The organism is Leifsonia sp. AG29, from assembly GCF_009765225.1.
In the GTDB taxonomy this organism is placed as follows: domain Bacteria; phylum Actinomycetota; class Actinomycetes; order Actinomycetales; family Microbacteriaceae; genus Leifsonia.
Genome location: NZ_VMSF01000001.1, coordinates 879,511 through 904,897, shown reverse-complemented (window position 1 = coordinate 904,897; position 25,387 = coordinate 879,511). Strand labels below are relative to the sequence as shown.

General features: G+C 70.1%; 28 protein-coding genes. 8 read left to right on the top strand and 20 right to left on the bottom strand.

Annotated features, from left to right (window positions below; all coding sequences use genetic code 11):
- The 7 genes from FPT20_RS04395 to FPT20_RS04365 all read right to left on the bottom strand — a co-directional run bounded on the left by FPT20_RS04395 (nt 1) and on the right by FPT20_RS04365 (nt 6,420).
- On the bottom strand, nt 1-768 hold the full coding sequence (locus tag FPT20_RS04395; RefSeq protein WP_158862959.1) for a pseudouridine synthase: 768 nt from the start codon (nt 766-768) through the stop codon (nt 1-3).
- Nucleotides 758-1,396, bottom strand: a complete 639-nt coding sequence (gene scpB / locus FPT20_RS04390) for an SMC-Scp complex subunit ScpB (RefSeq protein WP_158862957.1) — start codon at nt 1,394-1,396, stop codon at nt 758-760. The genes FPT20_RS04395 and scpB overlap by 11 nt, the downstream gene beginning before the upstream one ends.
- Nucleotides 1,386-2,219: a segregation and condensation protein A gene (locus FPT20_RS04385; protein ID WP_158862955.1), complete on the bottom strand. Its 834-nt coding sequence runs from the start codon at nt 2,217-2,219 to the stop codon at nt 1,386-1,388. Before FPT20_RS04385 ends, scpB begins: the two co-directional genes overlap by 11 nt.
- A complete protein-coding gene (locus FPT20_RS04380; RefSeq protein WP_158867815.1) occupies nt 2,203-3,099 on the bottom strand; it encodes a ParA family protein in 897 nt (298 codons plus the stop codon). Before FPT20_RS04380 ends, FPT20_RS04385 begins: the two co-directional genes overlap by 17 nt.
- A 96-nt stretch (nt 3,100-3,195) precedes the next feature.
- On the bottom strand, nt 3,196-4,101 hold the full coding sequence (xerD, locus tag FPT20_RS04375; RefSeq protein WP_158862953.1) for a site-specific tyrosine recombinase XerD: 906 nt from the start codon (nt 4,099-4,101) through the stop codon (nt 3,196-3,198).
- A gap of 1 nt (nt 4,102) precedes the next feature.
- Nucleotides 4,103-4,726, bottom strand: coding sequence for an NUDIX domain-containing protein (locus FPT20_RS04370; RefSeq protein ID WP_158862951.1), 624 nt, complete (start codon nt 4,724-4,726; stop codon nt 4,103-4,105).
- Complete coding sequence (locus tag FPT20_RS04365) at nt 4,726-6,420, bottom strand: CTP synthase (RefSeq protein ID WP_199245670.1); 1,695 nt, start codon at nt 6,418-6,420, stop codon at nt 4,726-4,728. The genes FPT20_RS04370 and FPT20_RS04365 overlap by 1 nt, the downstream gene beginning before the upstream one ends.
- Nucleotides 6,421-6,541: 121 nt before the next feature.
- Between FPT20_RS04365 and FPT20_RS04360 the strand changes: the two genes are divergently transcribed.
- From FPT20_RS04360 to FPT20_RS04335, 6 genes are all read left to right on the top strand, one after another.
- Nucleotides 6,542-6,829 (top strand): hypothetical protein, encoded by a 288-nt coding sequence (locus FPT20_RS04360; RefSeq protein WP_158862949.1) that lies wholly within the window; start codon nt 6,542-6,544, stop codon nt 6,827-6,829.
- On the top strand, nt 6,819-8,699 hold the full coding sequence (locus FPT20_RS04355; protein ID WP_233265379.1) for an alpha/beta hydrolase: 1,881 nt from the start codon (nt 6,819-6,821) through the stop codon (nt 8,697-8,699). The genes FPT20_RS04360 and FPT20_RS04355 overlap by 11 nt, the downstream gene beginning before the upstream one ends.
- An 80-nt stretch (nt 8,700-8,779) precedes the next feature.
- On the top strand, nt 8,780-9,301 hold the full coding sequence (locus FPT20_RS04350; RefSeq protein WP_158862947.1) for a hypothetical protein: 522 nt from the start codon (nt 8,780-8,782) through the stop codon (nt 9,299-9,301).
- Between the two features lie 71 nt (nt 9,302-9,372).
- A complete protein-coding gene (locus FPT20_RS04345) occupies nt 9,373-9,894 on the top strand; it encodes a hypothetical protein (protein WP_158862945.1) in 522 nt (173 codons plus the stop codon).
- The gene (locus FPT20_RS04340) at nt 9,891-10,487 is read left to right on the top strand and encodes a hypothetical protein (RefSeq protein WP_158862943.1); all 597 of its coding nucleotides are present in this window, start codon (nt 9,891-9,893) and stop codon (nt 10,485-10,487) included. The genes FPT20_RS04345 and FPT20_RS04340 overlap by 4 nt, the downstream gene beginning before the upstream one ends.
- Before the next feature lie 96 nt (nt 10,488-10,583).
- The gene (locus tag FPT20_RS04335) at nt 10,584-11,228 is read left to right on the top strand and encodes a hypothetical protein (RefSeq protein ID WP_158862941.1); all 645 of its coding nucleotides are present in this window, start codon (nt 10,584-10,586) and stop codon (nt 11,226-11,228) included.
- A 31-nt stretch (nt 11,229-11,259) separates the two neighbouring features.
- Here FPT20_RS04335 and recN read toward each other — a convergent pair whose 3' ends face one another.
- From recN to tyrS, 5 genes are all read right to left on the bottom strand, one after another.
- Complete coding sequence (gene recN / locus FPT20_RS04330) at nt 11,260-12,990, bottom strand: DNA repair protein RecN (protein WP_158862939.1); 1,731 nt, start codon at nt 12,988-12,990, stop codon at nt 11,260-11,262.
- Nucleotides 12,983-13,900: an NAD kinase gene (locus FPT20_RS04325; protein ID WP_158867809.1), complete on the bottom strand. Its 918-nt coding sequence runs from the start codon at nt 13,898-13,900 to the stop codon at nt 12,983-12,985. The genes recN and FPT20_RS04325 overlap by 8 nt, the downstream gene beginning before the upstream one ends.
- Before the next feature lie 95 nt (nt 13,901-13,995).
- Nucleotides 13,996-14,790 carry a TlyA family RNA methyltransferase gene (locus FPT20_RS04320; protein ID WP_158862937.1) on the bottom strand — a complete coding sequence of 265 codons (795 nt, stop codon included), beginning with the start codon at nt 14,788-14,790 and terminating at the stop codon, nt 13,996-13,998.
- Nucleotides 14,791-14,793: 3 nt separating this feature from the next.
- Nucleotides 14,794-14,964, bottom strand: a complete 171-nt coding sequence (locus FPT20_RS17810) for a hypothetical protein (RefSeq protein WP_199245668.1) — start codon at nt 14,962-14,964, stop codon at nt 14,794-14,796.
- 25 nt (nt 14,965-14,989) lie between these two features.
- Nucleotides 14,990-16,294, bottom strand: a complete 1,305-nt coding sequence (gene tyrS, locus FPT20_RS04315; RefSeq protein WP_442786471.1) for a tyrosine--tRNA ligase — start codon at nt 16,292-16,294, stop codon at nt 14,990-14,992.
- A 129-nt stretch (nt 16,295-16,423) separates the two neighbouring features.
- Between tyrS and FPT20_RS04310 the strand changes: the two genes are divergently transcribed.
- Complete coding sequence (locus tag FPT20_RS04310) at nt 16,424-17,056, top strand: DNA-binding protein (protein WP_158862933.1); 633 nt, start codon at nt 16,424-16,426, stop codon at nt 17,054-17,056.
- A complete protein-coding gene (locus FPT20_RS04305; protein WP_158862931.1) occupies nt 17,053-17,652 on the top strand; it encodes a hypothetical protein in 600 nt (199 codons plus the stop codon). The genes FPT20_RS04310 and FPT20_RS04305 overlap by 4 nt, the downstream gene beginning before the upstream one ends.
- A gap of 24 nt (nt 17,653-17,676) precedes the next feature.
- Here the strand turns inward: FPT20_RS04305 and FPT20_RS04300 are convergent, their stop codons facing one another.
- The 8 genes from FPT20_RS04300 to argC are packed head-to-tail and all read right to left on the bottom strand — an operon-like array spanning nt 17,677 to nt 25,242.
- On the bottom strand, nt 17,677-18,318 hold the full coding sequence (locus FPT20_RS04300; protein WP_158862929.1) for a DNA-3-methyladenine glycosylase: 642 nt from the start codon (nt 18,316-18,318) through the stop codon (nt 17,677-17,679).
- A gap of 1 nt (nt 18,319) precedes the next feature.
- A complete protein-coding gene (locus FPT20_RS18105; protein WP_267902709.1) occupies nt 18,320-18,442 on the bottom strand; it encodes a hypothetical protein in 123 nt (40 codons plus the stop codon).
- On the bottom strand, nt 18,442-19,914 hold the full coding sequence (gene argH / locus FPT20_RS04295; RefSeq protein ID WP_158862927.1) for an argininosuccinate lyase: 1,473 nt from the start codon (nt 19,912-19,914) through the stop codon (nt 18,442-18,444). Before argH ends, FPT20_RS18105 begins: the two co-directional genes overlap by 1 nt.
- Nucleotides 19,911-20,870, bottom strand: coding sequence for an ornithine carbamoyltransferase (gene argF / locus FPT20_RS04290; protein ID WP_158862925.1), 960 nt, complete (start codon nt 20,868-20,870; stop codon nt 19,911-19,913). The genes argH and argF overlap by 4 nt, the downstream gene beginning before the upstream one ends.
- 23 nt (nt 20,871-20,893) lie before the next feature.
- Nucleotides 20,894-22,111 (bottom strand): acetylornithine transaminase, encoded by a 1,218-nt coding sequence (locus FPT20_RS04285; protein WP_267902708.1) that lies wholly within the window; start codon nt 22,109-22,111, stop codon nt 20,894-20,896.
- A complete protein-coding gene (argB, locus tag FPT20_RS04280; protein ID WP_158862923.1) occupies nt 22,108-23,034 on the bottom strand; it encodes an acetylglutamate kinase in 927 nt (308 codons plus the stop codon). Before argB ends, FPT20_RS04285 begins: the two co-directional genes overlap by 4 nt.
- 1 nt (nt 23,035) lies before the next feature.
- Nucleotides 23,036-24,190 carry a bifunctional glutamate N-acetyltransferase/amino-acid acetyltransferase ArgJ gene (gene argJ / locus FPT20_RS04275; RefSeq protein WP_158862921.1) on the bottom strand — a complete coding sequence of 385 codons (1,155 nt, stop codon included), beginning with the start codon at nt 24,188-24,190 and terminating at the stop codon, nt 23,036-23,038.
- Nucleotides 24,187-25,242: an N-acetyl-gamma-glutamyl-phosphate reductase gene (gene argC, locus FPT20_RS04270; protein ID WP_158862919.1), complete on the bottom strand. Its 1,056-nt coding sequence runs from the start codon at nt 25,240-25,242 to the stop codon at nt 24,187-24,189. Before argC ends, argJ begins: the two co-directional genes overlap by 4 nt.
- Between the last annotated feature and the right edge of the window lie 145 nt (nt 25,243-25,387).

Below are 25,387 nucleotides of genomic sequence, written 5' to 3'. Positions count from 1 at the left end.
TTAGTCAGCCGGGCGGCGCCCCTCCCGGGCGATGGTCAGCAGCGCGCCGAGCTCCTCGCGCGTCAGGTCGCGCATCCGCCCGGCCTTGAGGGTGCCGAGGTGCAGCGGGCCGAACTGACGGCGGACGAGCTCCTTGACCGGGTGACCCACCTCGGCGAGCATGCGGCGCACGATCCGGTTGCGCCCGGAGTGCAGCGTGATCTCGACCAGGCTGTCGCCGACCCCCGGGTTCACCTGCAGGAGCTTCGCCTTATCGGCCGCGATCGGACCGTCGTCGAGTTCGACGCCGCGGGTCAGCTGGGCGATCGTCGCGGGGGTGACCACGCCGCGCACTCGGGCGATGTAGGTCTTGGTGACGCCGAAGCTCGGGTGCGCCAGCACGTGCGCCAGTTCGCCGTCGTTGGTGAGGATCAGGAGTCCCGACGTCTCGGCGTCGAGCCGCCCCACGTTGAACAGGCGCTCCGGATAGTCCCGCGTGAAGCGCGAGAGGTCGGGCCTCCCCTGCTCGTCGCGCATCGAGCTGACGACGCCGACCGGCTTGTTCAGCATGACGTACCGGCGGCTGGTGTCGAGCTGGACCGCCGTGCCGTCGACGGCGAGCTCGTCGGTGAGCGGGTCGATCCGTCGGCCGAGCTCGGTGACGACCTCGCCGTTCACGGTGACGCGGCCCGCGACGATCATCTCCTCCGAGACGCGACGGGAGGCGACGCCCGCGGCCGCCATGACCTTCTGCAGCCGCTCCCCCTGCGGCGCCCTGTCAGCGGACATCGTCGAACCCTTCCGAGCCATCGGCCAGCAGCGGTGAGATCTTCGGCAGCTCGTCGACCGAGTTGATGCCGAGCTGCGAGAGGAGGAGGTCGGTCGTCCCGTAGTTGATCGCACCCGTCTCCGAGTCGGTGAAGAGCTCGGTGATGAGGCCGCGGCCGAGGAGCGTCCGCACGACCGAGTCGACGTTCACAGCACGAATGGAGGCGATCGCTCCGCGGCTGATCGGCTGCTTGTAGGCGATGACCGCCAGCGTCTCGAGAGCCGCCTGCGACAGCTTGGTGGGATTCTGCTGCAGCACGTAGCCGGAGACGACCGCGTCGAACTCCTCGCGCACGTAGACGCGCCAGCCTCCGCCGACCTCACGAAGCTCGAAGCCGCGGCGCACTCCCCCGTCTTCGCCGTCGAAGTCGGCGACGAGGGCCGCGATGGCGGCCTTCACGCGCTTCACCGGCGCACCGACCGCGGTGGCGAGCGTCACGATGCTCATCGGCTCGTCGGCGACCATCAGGATCGCCTCCAGGGCGCGCTCGATGCGAGCGTCCTCGACGGGCGCCGGCACCTCCGTGGTGTCGGTCGCCTCGATGCCGTCCGCCACAGCGGCCTCCTCGATTCCGTTGTCAGCCGTCATAATCCGCTCCGAGATTCGTCAGGTTCTCCTCCGACCAGTGCTCCGCCGTCCAGCGCAGGGTGAGCTCGCCCAGCGGTTCGAGCTGCTCGAACGCGATCGCCGCGTGCCGGTACAGCTCGAGGATGGCGAGGAAGCGCGCCACCACGACGCCCTTCTGCTCCGCCCCCGCGACCAGCTGGCGGAACGACATCGGCTCGCCGCGCCGGAGCATCCCGACGACGACGGCCGCCTGCTCGCGGATGCTGACGAGCGGCGCGTGGAGGTGGTCGAGACCCACCACGGGCACCTCGCGCGGGGTGAGGGCGAGCGTCGCCATCGCGGCGAAGTCGTCGAGGCTCAACGTCCACACGAGCTCGGGCGTGCGTTGGCGGAACTTGTCCTCGAGCCGGACCGACCGCGCGTGGCGGCCGCTCTCCGCCTCCCACCGCTCGGCGAACCAGGCGGAGGCCTCCTTGAACGCCCGGTACTGGAGCAGCCTCGCGAACAGGAGGTCCCGAGCCTCGAGGAGGGCCACGTCCTCGGCGTCGACGAGCTCGCCCTGCGGGAGCAGCCCGGCGACCTTCAGGTCGAGGAGCGTCGCGGCGACCAGGAGGAACTCGCTCGCCTCGTCGAGGCTGTCGTCGGAGTCGAGGGTGCGCAGGTAGGCGATGAACTCATCGGTGACGCGGCTGAGCGACACCTCGGTGATGTCGAGCTCGTGCTTGGTGATCAGCGACAGGAGGAGGTCGAACGGGCCCTCGAACTCCCCCACCGCGACCCGGAAGCCGCGGTTCTCGGCGTCGAGCTGCTCGGCGGTCGGGCCGTCGTCAGGCGACGGCGCCACGGAACACCAGTTCCCGCGCCAGCTGGCGGTACGCCTCGGCCGCGGCGTGCTCGGGGGCGAACTGCGTGATCGGGGTCGCGGCGACGGAGGCGTCGGGGAACTTCACCGTGCGCGAGATGACCGTCTCGAGGACGCGGTCGCCGAAGGCGTCGACGACGCGCTCCAGCACCTCCCGCGAGTGGAGCGTGCGCGAGTCGTACATGGTGGCCAGGATGCCGTCGAGCTCGATCGCCGGGTTGAGCCGCTCGCGCACCTTGTCGATCGTCTCGATGAGGAGCGCGACGCCGCGGAGGGCGAAGTACTCGCACTCGAGCGGGATCAGGACGCCGTGGCTCGCCGTGAGAGCGTTGACCGTGAGGATGCCGAGCGACGGCTGACAGTCGACGAGGATCACGTCGTAGTCGGCCGACACCTTGCGGAGCACGCCCGCCAGGATCTGCTCGCGGGCGACCTCGTTGACGAGGTGGACCTCTGCCGCCGACAGGTCGATGTTGGCGGGGATGATGTCGAGCCCCGCCGTGCCGGTCTGCTGGATCGCGCCGGGGACGTCGGCGTTCCGGTTGAGCAGCAGGTCGTAGATGGTGGTGGCGTCGTGGGTCTGCGCCCCGAGGCCCGCCGACAGCGCGCCCTGCGGGTCGAAGTCGATGGCGAGGACGCGCCTCCCGTACTCGGCGAGCGACGCGCCGAGGTTGATGGAGGTGGTGGTCTTGCCGACGCCGCCCTTCTGGTTGCAGAGGGCGATGATCTTGGCCGGGCCGTGCTGGGTCAGCGGTGCGGGGACCGGGAACGGACGACGCGGACGCCCGGTGGGCCCGAGCTTCAGCGGCGTGGAGTCGTCCAAGCCCGGAAGCGGGGTCTCGACCTCGTCGTTGCGCGTCACCTGGGTGTTCCTCGTCCCTCTCGTGGTCGTGCCGTTCAAGGGCACAGTCTATCGGCGTACCGGCGCGCTCGGCGGGCGCAGCGGCGGCGGTTCGGGTCAGCGGGCGCGCGGGTGCGCCGTGGTGTAGACGTCGCGCAGGGTGTCGGCCGTGACCAGTGTGTAGATCTGCGTCGTCGCCACCGACGAATGCCCGAGCAGCTCCTGCACGACGCGCACATCCGCGCCTCCGGCGAGCAGGTGGGTCGCGAACGAATGCCGCAGCGTGTGCGGCGAGACCTCGACGCCCAGCTTCGCCTTCTCGGCGGCCGCCCGGATGATGAGCCAGGCGTTCTGCCGCGACAGCCGGGCACCCCGCATGCCGAGGAAGAGGGCCGGGGTCGCACGGCCCCTGCGCGATAGCTCCGGCCGCGCGCGAACGAGATAGGAGGCGACCGCCTCCTGTGCATAGCTCCCGAGGGGGACGATCCGCTGCTTGCTCCCCTTGCCGGTGAGTCGGACCACGTCCGCGTCGATGACGTCGTCCACGTTGAGTCCGACGGCTTCGCTGACCCGCGCACCCGTCGCGTACAGCAGCTCGAGGAGGGCACGGTCGCGGAGGGAGGCGATGTCGTCCCCCTCAGCTGCCGCGAGGAGCGCCTCGACCTGGCTTACCGTGATCGCCTTCGGAAGCCGGCTGGCGAGCTTCGGCGGGCGGATGTCGTGCGCGACATCCGTCTCGACACGCCCCTCCTCCAGCAGGAAGCGGTGGAAGCCGCGCACCGTCGACAGCATCCGGGCCAGCGAGGAGGCGGTGAGCGGCGCCTCCTCGCGCGACCCGAGGTACTGGGCGAACTCCGAGATCATGGGCGTCGTGACGTCTGCAGCCGTGTTGACGCCGCAGGCCGTGAGCCACTCCCTGTAGACGCCGAGGTCGCGGCGGTAGGCGGCCACGGTATTCGCGGATAGCCCGCGCTCGATCGCGACGTGACGGAGGTAGCCGTCGACCTCCGCCGCGAGGGTCACCTCAGTCCCGCTTCGGGTGGTCCGGCCACGGCGCGTCGGCCGGGCCGAGCGTCGACCAGCCCGCGTCACGGGCGGCCTTCGCGGTGAGGACGGCGATCATGAGGGGCGCGTTGTGGAGGGTGCGGCCGAGCACCGCCTCCACCGCGTCGTCGAGCGGCACCCAGGCGAGCTCGATGTCGGCCTCCTCGGCCTCGCGGTCGAACGCGGAGCCGGTCGATCGGACCGATCGCGCCAGGTACAGCCGGATGACCTCGTCGTTGCCGCCGGGGCTCGAGAAGACGTCCTGCAGGAGGTCCCACTCGTCGGCCTCGAGGTCGGCCTCCTCGCCGAGCTCGCGCTTGGCGGCCTCGAGCGGGTCCTCGTTGTCCATGTCGAGGAGGCCCGCCGGGAGTTCCCACTCGCGGTGACGAACCGGGTGACGGTACTGCTTGATGAGGAGGACGCGGTCTTCGTCGTCGAGGGCGAGCACGCCCACGGCGCCGGTGTGGTCGACGTACTCGCGGGTCAGCTCGCCGTCGCCGTAGCGGAAGACGTCACGCCGGACGTCCCAGATCTTGCCGTGGAAGGCGACCTCCGACGACACGACCTCGGGGCGGAAGGACTCGTCGCGGAGCTCCGCCGGCATCAGGCGTCCGCCGCGACTTCGAACAGGAGGCTGGCCTTCTGACGCTCGAGGGCGGCGCCGACGAGACCCGCGAACAGCGGGTGGGCGTGGTTCGGACGCGAGCGCAGCTCGGGGTGAGCCTGCGTGCCCACGTAGAACGGGTGCACGTCGCGCGGCAGCTCGACGTACTCGACGAGGTGACCGTCCGGCGAGGTGCCCGAGAACCACAGCCCCGCGTCGGCGATCTGCTCGCGGTAGTTGTTGTTGACCTCGTACCGGTGGCGGTGCCGCTCGCTCGCCTGCGGGGCGCCGTAGAGCTCGGCGACGAGCGACCCCTCGGCGAGGGACGCCGGGTAGAGCCCGAGGCGCATGGTGCCGCCGAGGTCGCCGCCGGCGATGATCTCGACCTGCTCGGCCATCGTGGCGATCACAGGGAACTCGGTATCGGGGTCGAACTCCGAGGAGGACGCGCCCGCCAGGCCGGCCTCGTGCCGCGCGTACTCGATGACCATGCACTGGAGGCCGAGGCACAGCCCGAGCGCCGGGATGCCGTTCTCGCGCGCGAACCGGAGCGCGCCGACCTTGCCCTCGATGCCGCGCACGCCGAAGCCGCCCGGCACGCAGATGGCGTCGACCTCGCTCAGCTGAGCGGCGGCGCCCTCCGGGGTCTGGCACTCGTCGGAGGCGATCCACTTGAGCTTCACCTTCGCCTGGTGGGCGAAGCCTCCCGCTCGCAGCGCCTCCGTCACCGAGAGGTACGCGTCGGGCAGGTCGATGTACTTGCCGACGAGCCCGATCGTGACCTCGTGCTTCGGGTCGTGGACGGCCTGCAGCACGCGCGACCAGCCGGCCCAGTCGACGTCGGCCGCCTGGTCGAGACCGAGCTGGTCGATGATGTAGGCGTCGAGCCCCTGGTCGTGCAGCATCGTCGGGATGTCGTAGATGCTCGGCACGTCGACCGCGTTCACCACGGCCGCCTCGTCGACGTCGCACATGAGCGCGATCTTGCGCTTGTTGCTCTCGGAGACGGGGCGGTCGCTGCGGAGGACGAGCGCGTCGGGCTGGATGCCGATGCTGCGGAGAGCGGCGACGGAGTGCTGGGTCGGCTTGGTCTTCTGCTCGCCCGAGGCGTTCATGAAGGGGACGAGCGAGACGTGAACGAAGAAGCAGTTCTTCCGGCCGAGCTCGTGGCGCACCTGGCGTGCCGACTCGATGAACGGCTGCGACTCGATGTCGCCGACCGTGCCTCCGATCTCGGTGATGATCACGTCGGGGGCGGGCTCGCCGTCCGGACCGGGCTGGGCCTGGAGGCGCATCCGCCGCTTGATCTCGTCGGTGATGTGCGGGATGACCTGGACGGTGTCGCCGAGGTACTCGCCGCGGCGCTCCTTGGCGATGACGTTCGAGTAGATCTGGCCGGTGGTCACGTTGGCCGATTGGCTCAGGTTGATGTCGAGGAAGCGCTCGTAGTGCCCGATGTCGAGATCGGTCTCGGCGCCGTCGTCGGTGACGAAGACCTCGCCGTGCTGGAACGGGTTCATCGTTCCGGGATCGACGTTGAGATACGGGTCGAGCTTCTGCATGACCACGCGGAGCCCGCGGGCCGTCAGGAGGTTGCCGAGGGAGGCGGCCGTCAGACCCTTCCCCAAAGAAGAAACGACACCACCTGTCACGAAGATGTGCTTGGTAGTGCCGCTGTCTGAATAATCCACCACGGGCTTATAGCTTATCACCTGCTTTCGGCCCGCCCGCGCTCGACGCCCTGCCGGCTCGTTGCGAAACATCAGGTGACATGTTACATCTTTAACTTCATGTCTCGGCAAGAGGGAGTCACCGATGAGCAGGGCTGTCAGCGTCGATCCGGACCATCTGCGAGAACAGGCGACCGAGCTCGACTGGCTGAGCAGACGGCACGTCAGTGAACGCCTGGATTCCTCCGGGCTCGGAACCGGGTGGGCTCGCGGCTCATTCGAAGAGTTCTCCGCCTACTGGTTCTCCGGAACGTCTGTCCTCGCCGACAACCTGTCGACACTGGCCGCCGCCCTGCGCAGAGCGGCCGAGACCGCTGACCGACGCGACGCAGATGACGCGAAGGCCCTGAGGGGGAATCCGCGTGCGTTCTGAGCTGACCGACCGGTCGCCCGTCGGGTGCGACTGGGATCCGACTCCCGGCTCTCCGGAGGCGGTCGCCGACCGGGCGACGAGGGTAAGACACGCCGCCGAAGCCCAGTGGGATCAGGCGGACGCCGTCGCGGCGGTCCTGAGGACTGTCGCTCCTCCTTACTGGTCGGGGATGGCCGCTGAGGCGTTCGCGGCGAGGCTGCACACGGTGATCGACGCTGGGCGAAAGGCGGCGGCGAGGCTCAACGAGGGTGCTGACGCGCTGGACGCGTGGGCGGACGCGATGGGCGACGCGCAGGAGCTGGCCGACTCGGCCTTGAGTCGAGCCGAAAAGGCGCTCGAGGACATAGAACGCACGGAACTCGCGATGGCGTCGCTCGGAGTGGCCGATGACGCGACGCTCTACCGCTTGCGGATGCGGCTCGAGGACGCTCAGACCCGACTCGACCGCGCACGCGCGGATGCCCGGGAAGCTGAAGCGGCATATCACTCGAGCGAGACCACGTTCGGCCGGGCCGTCGGGGAGGCTGTTCGCGACGCGATGGCACCGCTCCCCTCCTCGGAGGGGGCGGCCTTCGGGTCCGGCCTCTCCGCTCTGGCCGTCCTCGACCCGTCGGCGAGCGTGAACGCGAACCACATGTCCATGCTCCGCCGACTCACTCCTGAAGCTTGGGCTCTCCTCGTGGCGGCAAACCCGCGCCTGCTCCAAGACTTCTGGGAACACCCGCCGTCGCCGGATGCGGTCGCGAGCTGGTGGAAAGGCCTCGAAGGCACGCCTCTTGAGCAGCGCTTGATCTCGGCGGTCCCGGAGCTTCTCGGCAACCTCGCTGGGCTTCCGTTCGCGGTGCGCGACCGCTGCAACCGTGCCGTCTACGCAGAGGCGCTCAAACGCGCCTCGGACCTGACAGACGAGCAGCGGAGGGCGCTGGCGCAAGTGGGGGCCGCACTCCTGCGAGGTGCCCGCGACGCACCGTCCTCGCTGGTGTGCTTCAACCTCCACGGATCGGTCCCCTTGGTAGCGGTGGGGTTCGGCGAGCTCGACCGCGCGAACACCGTGACATGGGCTGCGGCCGGTATGGACTCAGACGCGAGCGCTGCCACGTACAGCTGGAGTGAGTCCGCGCTCAACCTCCTCTCGGAGCAGGATCGTCTCGACCCTACGCAATCCCACGCGGTGGTGGCGTGGCTTGGCTATGACGCGCCGGATCGTGTCACCGTCAGTACCCCGGGTCCGGCGTCGGCGGGCGCTTACCGGTTCTCCTACGAGCTCGACGGGACCCATGCCGCCCGAAGCACCCGCGCGGACGTGCCGCCGCCTCTGATCGCCGTGGTCGCCCATTCCTACGGCACCACGATGGCCGCGGCCGCTCTCACTCGCGTGAAGCATCCCGTTGACTCTTTCACGATGCTCGGATCTGCGGGCATCGACACTGGTTTGGTCCCGTCACTGTCGAACCTCAAAGTTCGCGCGGCGGACGGTAGCCCTGCAGTGTACGCGACCGCTGCGAGGTCCGATGTGCTCGCGCCGGTCGGCTCCAAAGTCGCCGGTAGGGCACTGCCCAACCACGAGGCCGCACTACCCGGTCTGTTACCGCTCGAGGGCGACCTAGCGCCGTGGACCCAAGGGCGAACGATCGCTGGAGCCCGATCTTTTTCGTCCGAGGGGGCCTACGTCCCGGGTGAAGGATACCTGCTACCGACCAAAGGCCACTCGGCCCTCGGCTCGGGAGACTCCCGCTCGGGCTTTCTCGGGGCTACTGCACCCGCGGGGCACGGCTACTTCGATGTGAACACTGAGTCCCTCCGGAACACGGCTGCCACAAGCATCGGCCGTCCGGAACTCGTCGTCGGCGTCCTCACTGCGACGAAGTGACCCCTATGGTCGGACCCCGCCAACTCGCCGCGATGGCCAGCATAACCCTCATCTCAACGCTCCTTGGAGGTTGCACCTCAGTGCCTGTCCTGTCTGATCCAGTACCGCCGCAATCGCCCGGCGGTCCACAGAAGACCATCACCGAATTACGACAGCAGGTGATCTCGCTGCTGCAAGACTCCATCGACGCCACCGGCACCAGCGACGGGTGGCTGTGGGTTGCCCACGAACCACAAGTGCCCTGGAACCATGACCTCAGCCACACGGGTCTCGCTTCGTGCTCGACCGTCGGCGAGAAAGGTTCGCACCAAATCCGTGGGCTTGTCTTCCGCGACCCGCTGGGAGACCCCCACGACACAGCCCGCGTCCTCGGCGAACACTGGAAGTCCCAAGGATTCACACTACGAACCGTCGTTGACTGGACCAAGGGCGACTACGTCGCGGTCCGGCTGGTGGCCGAACGAGCAGACGGCATCTCCCAGGACGTCGATGCGACCAAGGACAGCCTGTCGATCCAGGTTTTCTCGGAGTGCTCCACGGACAAATCCTTCGATTACTTCTTCGAGCACGGGGAAGACCCTCCCCCTTCGGCGAAACCGTGAGCCCCGGCCGGCGCTGGGCGCGCTTCACCGGCGCAGCGGTTATCACGACTCTCCTCGGAGGTTGCACAACCGTGCCTGTTCTGTCCGATCCGATACCGCCGAAGTCGCCCGGCGGTCCACAGAAAACGATCACCGAACTGCGACAGCAGGTGATCTCCCTCTTGCAAGACTCCATCGACGCCACCGGCACCAGCGACGGGTGGCTGTGGGTTGCGCACGAACCCCAAGTGCCCTGGAGCCATGACCTCAGCCACACCGGTCTCGACACGTGCTCGACCGTTGGCGAGAAAGGGTCGTACCAGATCAGTGGGCTCGTCTTCCGCGACCCGCTCGGAGACCCGCACGATACAGCGCGCGTCCTCGGCGAACACTGGAAGTCCCAAGGATTCACGCTGAGAACCGTCTTCGACTGGAAGAAGGGTGACCACGTCCAGATCCAGTTGGCGGCCGAACGCGCTGACGGCATCTCCCAGGATGTCATTGCCGCCGAAGATGGACTGTCGATCATGGTCCTCTCGGAGTGCTCCACCGACAAATCCTTCGACTACTTCATCGAGCACGAGGAAGATCCTCCCGCTTCGGTGAAACCGTGAGCCCCGGCCGGCGCCTGGCGCGCTTCACCGGCGCGGCGCTGATCGCGACCCTCCTTGCGGGGTGCACATCAGTGCCAGTCCTGTCCGATCCGATGCCACCGAAATCGCCCGGCGGCCCGCAGAAGACCATCACCGAACTGCGACAGCAGGTGATCTCGCTGCTGCAAGACTCCATCGACGCCACGGGCAACGGTGAAGGGTGGCTGTGGATCGCGTACGACCCGCAGGTGCCCTGGAGTCACGACCTTGGCTACACCGGTCTCGCCTCGTGCTCGACCGTCGGTGAAAAAGGGTCTCACCAAATCCGCGCGCATGTATACCGCGCGCCCCTGGGTGAGCCGCACGACACAGCGCGCGTCCTCGGCGAGCACTGGGAGTCGCAAGGATTCACGCTGAGAACCGTCTTCGACCAGGTGAAGGGCGATCACGTCCAAATCCTGTTGGTGGCCGAACGCGCCGATGGCATCTCCCAGAACGTCTACGCCACCGAAGACACCATGTCGATCGAGGTCTTGTCGGAGTGCTCCACGCACGAATCCTTCGACTACTTCATCGAGCACGGGGACGATCCTCCCCCTTCGGCGAAACCGTGACCCCCGTCGCCGGACGGTCCGCAGAAAGCACCACCGCCCCGCGGCAACGGGTCATTTCTCCCTTTCTCCCACATCCACCCCACCGAGAGGCTCACCGTGAACTCCTCAGCTAGTCCCACCGTCGGCATCGAGCGAAGCATCAGCCGGAAATCGCCGCGGCGAGCCCCGCAACGGGTTTCACAGATCGCGCTGGTCGTCTCCGTCATCGCTGCACTACTGACGATCGGCGCGCCGAGCATCTGGGCATACGTCGCCTCCTTGCTCGTGTCATTGTGCGTGATGGTGGTTTGCGCCTTGGCCGTGATCGACCGGCCCGGGCGCAAATTCCTGGGCATTCTCGGTTTGAGCTTCCCCGCGGTTATCGTCGCCACCTTCATGTTCGCGGTCATCAAGATCGCCGTCGCTCCGGCCGGCATGGGAGACCTCATCTTCTTCGTGGTGCTCACCGCGGAGATCATCTGGGGTCTTGCAATCGCCCAGGCCTGCCTCCTGCTCCGCACGCCCCTTCGCGGGTGGTTCGCCCGGACAACGCTCTGGATCACCCTGCTCCTGTCCGCCGTTCTGGTCATAGCGGGACCCGCGCCGATCTACGCGATCCTGCTAGGGATCCCGCTAACGGGCTGGCCGGACACCAGTTGGCTCATGGCGCCAGCGCTGATCGACCTTCTGGGCACGATCGTCGTCCTCGTCGCTGCATGGCGCACTCGACGTCGAGCGAAAGACCAGCCGAATGAGACCTGAGCCGATATTGAGCTCGGGCTTGTGACTGATCTCAGCGCGTCCGCGCTGCCGCCGCCATCTCGACGAGCTCGGCCGCGTGGGCGAGGCCGCTCTCCGAGTCGGGAAGACCCGAGAGGAGGCGCGCCATCTCGGCGATGCGCTCGTCGCCGTCCAGGCGGCGGACGCTCGAGGCTGTGACCGCGCCGTCGCTTCCCTTCACCACGGTCAGGTGGTTGGTGGCGAAGGCGGCCACCTGGGCCAGGTGCGTCACCACGATGACCTGCGCGGTCTCGGCGAGCCGGGCCAGGCGCCTCCCGATCTCGATGGCCGAAGCGCCTCCCACGCCGGCGTCGACCTCGTCGAAGATGAACGTGGGCACCGGATCCGTGCCGGCGATGACGACCTCGATCGCAAGCATGACGCGCGACAGCTCACCGCCGGACGCGCCTCGACCGAGCGGCCGCGGTTCAGCGCCCGAGTGAGGCTGGAGCAGGATCGAGACCTGGTCGCGGCCGCTGGCCGTGAACTCGTCCCGCTCCGTCACCTCCACGACGATCCGCGCGTCGGGCATCGCTAGCGCGGTGAGCTCGTCCGACACGGCGTCGGCGAGCCGAGCCGCCGCCTCCCGGCGCTGCGCGGTCAGCTCGGCCGCCAGCTGCGCCACCAGCTCACTGTCGGCCTCGACCTCGCGACGGAGCTCGTCGATGCGGTCGGCGTCGCCGTCGAGCTCGAGGAGGCGCAAGCTCCCGGTCTCGAGTGTCCGGATAACGTCGTCGAGGGTCGGGCCGTACTTCCGCACGAGCCCGGCAAGCTCTGACCGCCGCTCTTGCACGATCTCGAGCTCGTGAGCGCCGTCGGTGTCGAGCCCATCCAAGTAGCTCGAGAGCTGAGCTGCGATGTCGGAGATCAAATAGTTGGCGTCGGCCACCGCTTGCGCCATCGGCTGCAGGGCGGAGTCGTGGGGCGCCGCTCTCTCGAGCTGGCGTCGGGCGTTGTCGAGCAGGGCGAGAGCGTCCGTGCCCTCGGTCTCTTCGGCCGACAGCAGTTCGCGCGCACCGGCCGCGGCGAGACGGAGCTCTTCGAGGTTGGTCAGGCGCTCCGCGCGATCGGCCAGCTCGTCGTCCTCACCCGGCTGCGGGGCGACCGTCTCGATCTCGGCCATGGCCGCGCGGAGGTCGTCAGCCTCGCGCGCGCGCCTCTCCTGGTCGTCGACCAGCTCCTCCAGCTCGGCTCGATTGTCGCGCCAGCGGTGGAAGACCTGCGCGTACGTCTCGACGGCCTCGGCGAAGGCGGGACCGGCGAAGCGGTCGAGGGCCTGCCGCTGCGCCACGGCGGATCGCAGCCGGATCTGGTCGGACTGGCCGTGGACGACCACGAGCTGCTCGCCCAGCTCCGTGAGCACGCTCACCGGCGCGCTGCGCCCGCCCACAACGGCGCGCGACCGCCCCTCGGCGGAGACGGACCGGGTCAGCACGAGCTCGGCATCGTCGGCATCGAGCGGGTCGACGTCGCCGCCGGCGTCACGCACGCGCTCGACCACGTCGCCCTCGGCGGGAACGCGCCACCGCCCCTCCACCCAGGCCTGCGAGCTGCCGAGACGCACGGCGCCGGCGTCGGCGCGGGAACCCAGGAGCAGGCCGAGCGCCGACACGACCATGGTCTTGCCCGCGCCGGTCTCGCCGGTGATCGCCGTGAACCCGGACCCCAGGGGCAGCGTCGCCTCGCCGATCACCCCGAGGTCGCGGATCGAGATCTCCTCGATGCCGCCTCGCACGTCAGTCACGGCCCGCCGGCCCCCTCCACCCCGTCACGGGCAGGTCGAACTTGTGCACCAGCCGGTCGGTGAACGGCCCCGGGTGGAGGCGCGCCAGCCGCACCGGGATCGGCGACCGGCGCACGACGACGCGCGCGCCCTGCGGCAGGTCGAAGGCGCGACGGCCGTCGCACCACAGGATGCCCGCTCCCCCGGTGCGGTCGAGCAGCTCGACCGCGAGCGACGAGTCGGCGTCGACGACGAGCGGACGCGAGAACAGGGCATGGGCGCTGAGCGGCACGAGGAGGAGCGCAGCGACACCCGGCCAGACGACCGGGCCCCCCGCGGAGAACGAGTAGGCCGTCGACCCCGTCGGGGTGGACATGACGACCCCGTCGCAGCCGAAGCTCGACATCGGCCGCCCGTCGACCTCGATGACGACCTCGAGCATGCGCTCGCGGCTCGCCTTCTCGACCGTGGCCTCGTTGAGCGCCCAGCTCTCGTAGACGACCTCCTTGCCGACCTTCACCCGGGCCGAGAGCGTCATGCGCTCCTCGACCTCGTAGTCCTTGGAGAGCCCGCGCGCGACGGCGATCTCGAGATCGTCGCGCTCGCTCTCGGCGAGGAAGCCGACGTGCCCGAGATTGACGCCGAGCAGCGGAGCCGCACAGCCGCGCACCAGCTCGGCGGCGCGGAGGATCGTGCCGTCGCCGCCCAGGACGATGACGAGCTCCAGCTCGCTCGCCTGCACGTCCTCACCGAGGACGGCGACCGTGCCGAGGCCCGGATCGGCGGTGAGCAGGTCGCGCCGCTCGTCTTCGCTGAGCACCGGGACGACCCCGGCGGCGAGCAGCTGACGGCAGACCTGCACGCCGGCCTCCAGGGAGTCCTGACGACCGGTGTGCGCGACGACGAGGATGTACCGCGTCGCTGCACCCATCTGCGTCACGCTCCCTCCTGATGGCGTCCAACCCATTCTGTCGGTTTTCCCCGGGCGGCAGGCGCCGCCCGCCGGAGTTTGTGGACAACGTTCATCTAACCCGCGATTCGGGAGATGTCTTCCCGGAGCGCCGACGGATCCGGGGCGCCGCCCCGGAACCAGGCCAGGAATTCGCGGTTCCCGTGGCCTCCGGCGATCGGGGAGGCGATGAGCCCGGCGGTCCCGAGTCCCGCGTCGTGAGCGGCCCACAGGACGTCGGTGACCGCCTCCACCCGCCGTCCCGCGTCGCGGACGATGCCCTCCTTGATGCCCTGGCGCCCGACCTCGAACTGAGGCTTGATGAGGAGGATGAAGTCCGCACCCGGCTCGGCGGTCGACGCGAGCGCGGGGATGACCTGCGTCAGCGAGATGAAGGAGAGGTCGGCCACGACCACGGTCGGCCGGACGTCGTCACCGGTCAGTCCCGCGAGGACGTCCGGGCTCAGCGAGCGCACGTTGACGCCCTCGTACGACTCGAGCCGCTCCTCCGCCCGCAGCTCCGGCGCGAGCTGCCCGTGACCGACATCGAGGGCGATCACCCGGGAGGCACCGCGCTCGAGCAGGACCTGGCTGAAGCCGCCGGTGGAGGCGCCGGCGTCCAGAGCGACCCGCCCCTCCACGGAAACGGCGAACGCGTCGAGCGCTGCGATCAGCTTGTGGGCGCCGCGGCTGACGTAGTGATCGGCACCGGCGACGGCGACCACCTGGTCGTCGCTGACCTTCGCAGACGGCCGCACCGTCGGCCGCCCGTCGACCGTCACCAGCCCGTCAGCGATGAGCGAGGCGGCGTGCGTGCGAGAACGCGCGAGCCCGCGCTCCGCGAGCGCCACGTCGAGACGGCTCTCCCCCATGCGTCAGGCGCGACCGTGGCCGTCGTCGCCCTCGAGCGCGCGGCGAAGCTCCTCGTGGAGCTGAGCGTAGGCGTCGGCCCGGGAGGCGAGGGGCTGGCTCTCGATCACGTCGAGGCGGTCGACGAGACCGTCCTCACCGTCGTGCGATGCGTCATCGCGGGGTTCATCCGACATGGGTCAACGGTACGCCGCGGCGCCGCTACTCGACGAAGACGCCCGCGAGCGTCTTCTTTCCTCGACGGAGGACGAGCATGTTGCCGGTCAGCACCGCATCGCCGACAGGCTGCTCGGAGTCCTCGACCTTCCGGTTGTTGACGTAGACGCCGCCCTGCGACACGGAGCGCCGCGCCTCACTGAGGCTCGCGCTCAGGCCGGAGTCGAGCAGAGCCTGCGCGATGGTGGCGCCGGGAGCGGTGGTGGTCGTGTTCGGGAGCTCACGGAGCGCCGACTCCAGCGTGGCGGAATCGAGCTCGGCGAGATCGCCCTGGCCGAACAGGGCCTCCGCTGCGGCGATCACGGCCTCGGTGACCTCGACACCGTGCACCAGCGAGGTGACCTCGTAGGCCAGGCGGCGCTGCGCCTCCCGCTTGAACGGCTCGGAAGCGACCTTGCCCGCGTACTCCTCGATCTCGGCCCGCGTCAGGAACGTGAACACCTTCAGCCGGTCGATGACGTCGGCGTCGTCGGTGTTCAGCCAGAACTGGTACATCGCGTACGGGCTCGTCAGCGTCGGGTCGAGCCACACGGCGTTCCCCTCGCTCTTGCCGAACTTGGTGCCGTCGCTGTTCGTGATGAGCGGGGTCCCGATGGCGTGCACGTGCGTGCCCTCCACCTTGCGGATCAGGTCGGTGCCGCTCGTGAGGTTGCCCCACTGGTCGCTGCCGCCGGTCTGCAGCACGCAGCCGTACTGGCGGAACAGCTCGAGGAAGTCCATGCCCTGCAGGATCTGGTAGCTGAACTCGGTGTAGGAGATGCCCTCGTCCGAGTTGAGGCGGGCCGCGACGGCGTCCTTCTTGAGCATCGAGCCGACGCGGAAGTGCTTGCCGATCTCGCGGAGGAAGTCGATCGCCGACAGGGGCGCGGTCCAGTCGAGGTTGTTCACCAGTCGGACGGCGTTGTCGCCCTCGGCCGAAAGGAACCGGGTCACCTGACCCTGGAGGAAGCCCACCCAGGTGGCCACCGTCTCCTTGGTGTTGAGCGTGCGCTCGGCGGTCGGGCGCGGGTCGCCGATGAGCCCGGTGGAGCCGCCGACGAGCCCGAGCGGCCTGTGGCCGGCGAGCTGGAGGCGGCGCATCGTGAGCAGCTGGACGAGGTTTCCGAGGTGGAGGCTCGGCGCGGTCGGGTCGAAGCCGCAGTAGTAGGTGATCGGGTCTCCGGCCAGGAGCTCTTTCAGCGCGGCCTCATCCGTCGAGACGTGGATGAGTCCGCGCCAGACGAGCTCGTCCCAGACGTCGTCGAACGACGCGTCGTTGCTCTGAGCCTGCAGGATCACGGAATCGGACACCGTCACAGGGTATCAGCGGGGCGGTCGGCGCTCGTCGTACCGATCAGGTCCAGAACCCTGATCGACTATCCATAAGGCCTACACACCTGATATAGTCACCATCAGGTTTGCAGACCTGAGGAGGACCGCATGTTCGTCGTCACCGCAGACCAGGTAGGCAGCCGCTCCAAGCCCGATCTGGTGGGCGACGCTCTCGCCCGCATCGAGGCGGACCACGGAGCCATGCTCGCGCTGCCGGTCGACCGCAACGCCGGCGACGAGCTCCAGGCCCTCACCGGCGATGCGGCCACGGCCTTGCAGCTCGTCCTCGAACTGACTCGCGGGGGCCGCTGGAGCGTCGGTCTCGGCATCGGCGCCGTCCGCACCCCCCTCCCCGAGCACACGCGGGAGGCCGCGGGCGATGCGTTCGTCGCGGCCCGCGCGGCCGTCACCCGGGCGAAGCGATCCGCCACCCGGTTCGCCGCCGAGGCCGTCGCCGATGCCCGGCCGGCGTCCGACGTGGAGGCGCTGGCCGACCTGCTGCTGACGCTGCGGCAGGGCCGCACCGATCCCGGCTGGGAGCTGTACGACCTCGTCACCTCGGGTCTCACGCAGGCGCAGGCCGCCGAACGACTCGGCATCACCGCGCAGTCGGCGAGCGATCGAGCTCGCGCGGCCGCCCTCCGCGTCGAGCAGGCGGCTCTCCCGGCTCTGACTAGGCTGATGGAGAGCGCCGACGCCGCGCAGTCCCAGCCCGCATCCCGCAGACCGGAGAACGCATGACCACCCTTCCGCTGCCCGCCGTGCTGGGCGCGCTCCTCCCCATCTCGCTCTGGGCCATGACGCCCGTGGTGTCGATCGCCTCCCTGTGCTGCATCGTCGCCACGCTGCGCAGCCCGCGCCGCCCCCTCGTCTACGTGGCCACCGGCCTGCTCGCTCTCGCCATCGTGCTGGTGCTCCTCACCCCGCACCCGGCGCCTCCCGTCTTCCGGGTGCTCATCGGCATCGTCGCCCTCGCGCTCGCCGTGCTGGGCGGCGGTCCCGCCTCCCAGCTGGTCCTCGTCCTGGCGACGCGGAGCACCACGCAGCCCGGCATCAACGGCGGCATCGTCGTCCACGAGATGACGGCGCAGGGCGAGACCGCGCGCGAGGTCCTCCGGGGAGGGACGACGATCGGGCTCCTGGAGCGGCTGGCCGCGGCAGCCTCCATCATGGCGGGATTCCCCGAGGCCCTGGCGGTCCTGGTCGCGATCAAGGGCGTCGGCCGGTTCACCGAGCTCGTGGAGGGACAGGCGCGGGAGCGCTTCATCATCGGCACCCTGACGAGCCTCATCTGGGCCTGCGCATGCGCGGGACTGTACCGGATCGCCGCCGGCTGACGACCTGCCGAGGGGCTCTCCGCGTCAGTCGTGAGACTTCGGGTGCCGCTTGTACGGGGACACCGTCGGCTCGTCCGGCAACCAGTAGCGCCACGGGAACGCCGCGCCCCCACCGGCGCCGGAGACACCCGTGCGCGGACCCGTCGCGTAATCCTGCTGCTCCACCGGCACCTGCAGGTCGAACGGCGCCTCGAACAGATCGGCGCCGTCGTCGGCGAGGCTCATACCGGCGGCCACGACCAGGCGTGCGGGGCCACGCGCCAGGTCGCGGACGGGGACGCGCCTGCCGCTCGGGCCGCCGCGTCGCACCTCCGCCAACCCGGCACCCTCCACCACCTCGGCACCCCGCAGCAGCACCGCCGACGCCTCCCCCTCGGGCGAGCAGACGATGTTGGCGCAGACGTGCATGCCGTACGTGAAGTAGGCGTAAAGATGCCCGGGCGGTCCGTACATGACGGCGTTGCGCCGGGTGCGACCCCGGAAGGCGTGGGAGCCGGGGTCGGCGCCGTCGCCGATGTACGCCTCCACCTCGGTCAGCCGCAGCGACACCGGCCCGTCGGGTGACTCGTGCCGGAGGACACCGCCGAGGAGGCGCGGCGCCACCTCGAGGGACGACGCGAGGAAGAACTCCCGGTCCGGCCGGAACAGCGCGGTCTCGGAGCTCACCTCAGAAGATGCGGCCGCCGGCGACCACGGTCGCGATCAGGCCGATCACGACCACGGCGACCGCGACGACGACGATCAGCGGGATGAGCCACGGTCGCTTGTTCTCGGGCTGGAAGCGGGCCATCAGACGAGATCCCTTCGGGCCGACGGGAGGGACGACGCGGCCTTCCGCACGTGATCGGTCAGCGCGGCGAGCTGCTCGGCGACACGCTCGGGCGCCGTTCCGCCGGCGCCAGAGCGGCTCGCCACGGAGCCCTCGATGCTGAGCACCGTCCTTACCTCCGGCGTCAGCAGGGGCGAGATGGCGGCGAGCTGTTCGTCGGACACCTCGTCGAGCTCGAGGCCGTTCTCCTCGGCGAAGCGCACCAGGCTCCCGCTCAGCTCGTGGGCGACCCGGAAGGGCACGTGCTGCTTGACCAGCGACTCCGCGACGTCGGTCGCTAGCGAGAAGCCCTGCGGCGCCAGCTCGGCCATCCGGTCGGTGTCGAACCGCAGGGTGGCGACCATGCCGGTGAAGGCCGGGAGCAGCACCTCCAGCGTGCGCACCGAGTCGAAGACCGGCTCCTTGTCCTCCTGCAGGTCGCGGTTGTAGGCCAGGGGGAGGCCCTTGAGCGTCGCGAGCAGGCCGGTCGCGTTGCCGACCAGGCGGCCCGCCTTGCCGCGGGCGAGCTCGGCGATGTCGGGGTTCTTCTTCTGCGGCATGATGGACGACCCGGTCGAGTACGCGTCGTCGAGCGTGACGAACCCGAACTCGCGAGTGTTCCAGATGATGATCTCCTCCGCGAACCGCGAGAGGTCGATCCCGAGCTGAGCGGCGATGTACGCGAACTCGGCGACGACGTCACGGGCGGCCGTGCCGTCGATGGAGTTCTCGGAGCTGCGCGCGAAGCCGAGCTCGCCGGCGACGAACTGCGGATCGAGGCCGAGGGTCGAGCCCGCCAGCGCGCCGCCGCCGTAGGGCGACACGTTCGCCCGCGCATCCCAGTCGCGGAGCCGCTCGAGATCGCGAACCAGCGGCCAGCAGTGCGCGAGGAGGTGGTGCGCGAGGAGCACCGGCTGAGCGTGCTGCAGGTGCGTGCGGCCCGGCATGATCGCGGTCGGGTGCGCCGCCGCCTGCGAGGCGATCGCATCGATCAGCGCGATCACCTGCTCGGCGATCACGCCGGCATGATCGCGGAGGTACATGCGGACCAGGGTCGCGATCTGATCGTTGCGGCTCCGGCCCGCGCGGAGCTTGCCTCCGAGGTCGGCGCCCGCCCGCTCGATGAGACCGCGCTCGAGCGCCCCGTGGACGTCCTCGTCGGTCTCCGCCGCGGTGAACGCCCGCGAGGCGACGTCCGCGTCGAGCCGGTCGAGGGCGCTGAGCATGCCCTCGAGCTCGGCGTCGGTCAGGTAACCCGCCGCGGCGAGCGCCTTCGCGTGCGCGCGCGAGCCGGCGATGTCGTACGGTGCGAGCGCCCAGTCGAAGTGCGTGGACTTGCTGAGTGCGGCCAGCTCGGGCGACGGGCCGCCCGCGAACCGGCCGCCCCAGAGCGAGCCCTCGCCGGTCTTGCCGACGCCGGTGCCCGGTTCGACGTCGTTCGTCTCGTCGCTCATGCGTCCGCCTCCGTGGTCGCGCCGGCCGCCGTGCCGTTCTGAGCGAGGAGCCACGCGAGCAGCGCCTTCTGGGCGTGGAGGCGGTTCTCGGCCTCGTCCCAGATGACCGACTGCGGGCCGTCCAGCACGTCAGCGCTGACCTCGTAGCCGCGGTACGCCGGGAGGCAGTGCAGGAAGATCGCGTCCGGCTCGGCGAGCCCCATGATGCCCGCATCGACGGTGTAGTCGCCGAAGACGGCGACGCGCTCGGCCTTCTCGTCCTCCTTGCCCATCGACACCCACGTGTCGGTGACGATCACGTCGGCGCCGGCAGCCGCCTCCCGCGGGTCGGTGAGCACCGCGATCGAGCCGCCCGTGCGCTCGGCGATCGCCCGCGCGTCGGCGACGATCCGCTCATCGGGCGCGTAGGAGGCGGGCGCCGCGATGCGCACGTGCATGCCGGCGGTGGCCCCGCCGAGGAGGTACGAGTGCGCCATATTGTTCGCCCCGTCGCCGAAGTAGCTCATGGTGAGCCCCTCCGTGCCTCCCCTGTGCTCGCGGACCGTGAGCAGGTCGGCCAGGATCTGGCACGGGTGGAAGTCGTCGGACAGGGCGTTGACGACCGGCACGCGGGTTCCCGCCGCCATCTCCTCCAGCCCCGACTGGGCGTACGTGCGCCAGACGATGGCGGCGACCATGCGCTCGAGGACGCGTGCGGTGTCGGCGAGCGACTCCTTGCCGCCCAGCTGGCTCTCGCCGCTCTGGATGATGAGCGGCGACCCGCCGAGGTCGGCGATGCCGACCGCGAACGAGACCCGGGTGCGGGTGGAGGTCTTGTCGAAGATCACGGCCACGGTCTGCGGACCGGCGAGCGGCTTGGCGGCGAACCGGTCGGCCTTCATGCGGGCGGCGAGCTCGAGCACCTCGGTCTGCTCGGCAGGGCTGAGGTCGTCATCGCGGAGGAAATGCCTGGTCATAAGGGCTCTTTCGTCGGTGTCGGTCACAGGGAGGCGAGGGCTCGCCCGAATCGCTCGCGGAACTCGGCGAGCTCGGCGTCGCCCACGATGAGGGGCGGCGCGAGGCGGATGCTCGACTCGTTGGGTGCGTTGATGATGAGCCCGTGAGCGAGAGCGGCGTCGGCGAGCCGGTGCGCCTCGCCGTCCGTCAGGCCGATCCCGATGAGGAGGCCGAGGCCGCGCACGTCGCGGATGAGCGGGGAGTCGAACGAGCGGATGATCCGGCGCAGCTCCTCCCCCCGTCGCGTGGCGTTCTCGAGGAGGCCTGCGCGCTCGATCTCGGAGAGCACGGCGTTGCCCGCGGCGGTCGCGAGCGGGTTGCCACCGAACGTCGAACCGTGCTGGCCCTGGGTGAACAGATCGGAGGCCCAGCCGAACGTCACGAGCGCGCCGATCGGGATGCCCCCGGCGATGCCCTTGGCGACCGTCACCGCGTCGGGGAGGATCCCGGCGTGCTGGTAGGCGAACCACTTGCCCGTGCGGCCGATGCCGGTCTGGATCTCGTCGAGGATGAGAAGCGCCCCGTGCTTCTCGGTGAGCTCGCGAGCGCGCCGGAGGAACCCCTCCGGCAGGTCGAGGACGCCCGCCTCCCCCTTGATCGGCTCGACGAAGAGAGCGGCGACCGTGTCGTCGATGGAGGCCTCGAGCGCCTCGATCGTCGAGTCGATGTGCTTCACGCCGCCCGGCAGCGGCTCGAACGCCTCGCGCATCGGCGGCTTGCCCGTGAGCGCGAGCGAGCCCATCGTGCGCCCGTGGAAGGCGTTGTGGAGGGCTAGCACCTTCTTCCGGCGCCCGTGCGGGCCGCGGTTGAGCCGCGCGAGCTTGAAGGCGGCCTCATTGGCCTCGGCGCCGGAGTTCCCGAACAGGATGCGCCCGCGCTCCCCCGCGCCGGTGATCCGGCGCAGCCGTTCCGCGAGCTCCAGCTGGGGAGGCGTCGAGAAGTAGTTGGACACGTGCGCGAGCGTCCCCACCTGGGCGCTCACCGCCTCCACGAGAGCCGGGTGGGCGTGGCCGAGCGAGTTCACGGCGATGCCCGCGAGGAAGTCGAGGTACTCGTTGCCGTCGACGTCCCACACGCGGCAGCCCTCGCCGCGGGCGAGCATGATCTTCGGTGTGGCGAGCGTGCGCATCATCGCGTCGCCGAAGCGCGGTTTCCACGCGCCGTCGCCCAGCCTCTCGGGGATCACTGCGTCGGTGCTCACGCGGCCACCACCTCCGTTCCGATGCCGGACTGGGTGAAGACCTCGAGGAGGATCGAGTGCGGCACCCGCCCGTCGATGATCGCCGCCTTCGGGACACCCCCGTCGACCGCATCGAGGCAGGCCGACATCTTGGGGATCATGCCCGACTCGAGTGACGGCAGCAGCTCGCGGAGTTCGCTCGCGTCGATCTTCGACAGCAGCGAGTCGCGGTTCGGCCAGTTGCCGTAGAGTCCGGCGACGTCGGTGAGGATGACCAGCTTGGCCGCACCGAGGGCCACGGCGAGCGCTGCGGCCGCGGCGTCGGCGTTGACGTTGAGGGCCTGGCCCGGATCGTCGACGTCGGGCGCGATGGAGGAGACGACCGGGATGCGCCCCGCGGCGATCTGCGCGTGGACCGCCTCCGGGTTCACGCCGACGACGTCTCCGACGAGCCCCAGGTCGACCTCCTCGCCGTCGACGACGGCGCCGCGCCGGCGGCCCTCGAAGAGACCGGCGTCCTCGCCGGAGAGTCCGGCGGCGAGCGGTCCGTGCTTGTTGATGTTGCCCACGATGTCGCGGTTGATCTGGCCGGTGAGGACCATGCGGACGATGTCCATGGCCTCGGGCGTGGTCACCCGGTAGCCGCCGCGGAACTCGCTCTCGATGCCGAGGCGGTCGAGCATGGCGGAGATCTGGGGGCCGCCGCCGTGGACCACGACCGGGCGGATCCCGGCGTAGCGGAGGTACACCATGTCCTCGGCGAAGCTTCGCTGCAGCTCCGCGCTCACCATGGCATTGCCGCCGAACTTCACGACGATGATCCGGTCGTGGAAGGTCTTGAGCCACGGGAGCGACTCGATCAGGGTCGCGGCCTTGGCTGCGGCCTCCGCATGGTCGGCCTTGTCAGCTTCTGCGCTCTCGCGTATCTCGGTCACGTCGGTCATCTCAGCTGGAGTAGGCACTGTTCTCGTGGACGTAGTCGTGCGTCAGGTCGTTGGTCAGGATGGTGGCCGTCTCGCTCCCCGCGTGGAGGTCGATCAGCACGTGGACCGCTCGCGGCGTCAGGTCGACGAGGTCGCGCGGCTGGTCCGGCTCCCCCGCGGTGCACACCTGGACGCCGTTGATCGCGACGTCGATGCCGTACGGGTCGAAGGCCGCGTCGGTGGTGCCGACGGCGGCGAGCACCCGGCCCCAGTTGGGGTCGTTGCCGAAAATGGCCGCCTTGAACAGGTTGCTTCGCGAGACGGCCCGGCCGACGACGACCGCGTCCTCCTCGGTGGCGGCGCCCACCACCGCGATCGCGACATCGTGCGACGCGCCCTCGGCGTCCGCCTGCAGCTGCTCGGCGAGGCTCCGGCAGACCGCGGTGAGGGCGAGCGCGAACTCCGCCTCGTCCGGCACGACGCCGCTCGCACCCGACCCCAGCAGGGCCACCGTGTCGTTGGTCGACATGCAGCCGTCGGAGTCGAGCCGGTCGAAGGTCACCCGGGTCGCCGCCCGGAGCGCGCGGTCGAGGGCCTCGGAGTCGAGCTCGGCATCGGTCGTCAGCACCACGAGCATGGTGGCGAGGCCCGGGGCGAGCATTCCGGCGCCCTTCGCCATGCCGCCGACCGTCCAGCCCTCCGGGGAGCGGTGGAGAGCCTCCTTCGGGCGGGTGTCGGTCGTCATGATCGCCTCGGCGGCGTCGAGACCGCCCTCCGGATCGAGCGCAGCTGCCGCGGCCTCGACCCCGGCCAGGAGCTTGTCGAGCGGGAGCTGCTCCCCGATGAGCCCGGTGGAGCAGACGAGGACGTCGCCCGCCGAGGTCCCGAGCCGGTCGGCGACCGCCTCCGCCGTGGCGTGGGTGGTCTGGAAGCCCTGAGCGCCGGTGTAGCAGTTGGCGCCCCCCGAGTTCAGGACGATGGCCGTCACGACCCCGTCCTGGATGACGCGCTCGCTCCAGAGCACCGGGTTGGCCTTGCACCGGTTCGTGGTGAAGACGGCCGCGGCGGCGTTCGACGGACCCAGGTTCTGCACCAGCGCGATGTCGCGCCTCCCGGTCGACTTGAGGCCCGCGACCACGCCGGCGGCCGTGAATCCCTGTGCGGCTGTCACGCTCACGGCGCTACTCCGTCCACGCTCAGGCCGGCGATCTCGTCGAGCCCGAGCGCGATGTTCGCGGACTGGACGGCCGCGCCGGCGGTTCCCTTGTACAGATTGTCGATGGCGAGCACCGTCACCACGCGCCCCACGGCCTCGTCGAGGGCGACGCCGATGAGCACGGTGTTCGCGCCGAGGACGTCGGCCGTCCGCGGCACCTGACCCGCGGGCAGCACCTGGACGAACGGCTCGCCTGCATACGCCGCCTCCCACGCCGCCTGCACCTGTTCGGCGGTGACTCCCGGCTTCACCCGGGCTGTGGAGGTGGCCAGGATTCCGCGGGCCATGGGCACGAGCACCGGGGTGAAGGACAGGGTCGGCGAGACCGCTCCGGCCTTGCGGAGGTTCTGCTGGATCTCGGGGATGTGCCGGTGGGTGCCGCCGACCGCGTACGGGTTCGCCGAGCCGAGGATCTCACTCGCCAGGTACATGGTCTTGAGCGACTTCCCCGCTCCCGAAGGGCCGACCGCCAGCACGGCGACGAGGTCCTCCTCCTCGATCAGCCCTGAGCTGATGCCGGGTGCGAGCGCCAGGGAGACGGCACTGGCGTTGCAGCCGGGGGCGGCGATGCGCTTGGCGCCGACCAGCCGCTCGCGCTGCTTCCGGGTCGCTCCGTCGCGCAGGAGGGGCAACTCCGGAACGCCGTAGGCCCATGATCCGAAGTAGGCGCCGCCGTAGAAGGCCGCCCAGTCGGCGTCGCTCTCGAGGCGGTGATCGGCCCCGCAGTCGACGACGAGCGTGTCGTCCGGAAGCTGCGCGGCGATCTCGCCCGACTTGCCGTGCGGGAGCGCCAGGAAGACGACGTCGTGCCCCGCGAGGTTCTCCGGGGTGCTCTCCGAGAGGGTCAGGTGCGCGAGCGAACGGAGGTGCGGCTGGTGCGCGATCAGCGGCTGGCCCGCGTTCTGGTGCGCGGTGACGGTGCGGATCTCGAACTCCGGGTGGCCGGCGAGGATGCGCAGCAGCTCTCCGCCCGCGTATCCGGAGGCGCCGGCGACGGCGACCGAGAGTGTCATGCTTGTTCCTTTTCGAGTGGACGACAGGGGCCTCGGCGACGGCGGCACCCACGTCGATCCTCGTGAAGGATCGCCCGAGCGCCGCCTAGCTTCGGCGGTCGCGCAGGCGTCGGCGCAGAGCGCGGGCGGCGAGAGCCGCGCGCGG